General features: G+C 70.7%; 1 protein-coding gene. It reads right to left on the minus strand.

What is annotated here, in order from left to right; all coding sequences use genetic code 11:
- Window positions 1-202: 202 nt before the first annotated feature.
- Window positions 203-634: a division/cell wall cluster transcriptional repressor MraZ gene (gene mraZ, locus LCD33_RS28620; protein ID WP_224963322.1), complete on the minus strand. Its 432-nt coding sequence runs from the start codon at window positions 632-634 to the stop codon at window positions 203-205.
- Window positions 635-675: the final 41 nt, after the last annotated feature.

The following is a 675-nucleotide window of genomic DNA, read 5'->3' on the forward strand; positions in this document are numbered from 1 at the left end:
GGGCCGGTGCGCGCACCGGCCCGATCACCACCGCCGCGCTCCCGGAGCGCGGCGGCCACTGCTGTCCGTTGTGGACGACGTCCGTCCGTCGAGATCCACCGCGACCGGTGGCCCCAGGTCCCAGTCCGCTCCGGGTGTTCTGGCGCCGGGGAAGGTGCACCAGGACACGTGAGCGGACCGAGGCCTCACGCCACCGGGACGGTCAGAAGATCCCGGGCAGGACCTCCTCCCGGGCTTGCGCGTAGCTCTCCTCGTGCGCGTCGAGGTAGCTCTGCCAGCTCTCGGAGTTCCAGATCTCCAGCCGGTTGATCGCGCCGATGACCACGCATTCCTTCTCCAGGCCCGCGTACCGGCGCAGCTCTGCCGCGATCGGGATCCGCCCCTGCCCGTCCGGGCGCTGCTCGTCGGTGCCCGCGAACAGGTACCGCTGGTAGGCGCGGACGGACTCGTTGGTCAGCGGGGCCTCGGCGACCTTGCGGGCCATCTGCTCGAACTCGGCGCGCGGGAAGACGTACAGGCAGTGGTCCTGTCCTTTGGTGACCATCAGCCCCCCTGCCAGTGCGTCCCGGTACTTCGCCGGCAGCGTCAAACGCCCTTTGTCGTCGAGCTTGGGGTTGTGGGTGCCGAGGAACATCCCGGTCCACCTCCCCCTCCCGGACCGCTCCGGGTCCGACG

This window comes from Saccharopolyspora sp. 7B (genome assembly GCF_020177435.1).
Taxonomy (GTDB): domain Bacteria; phylum Actinomycetota; class Actinomycetes; order Mycobacteriales; family Pseudonocardiaceae; genus Saccharopolyspora_C; species Saccharopolyspora_C gregorii.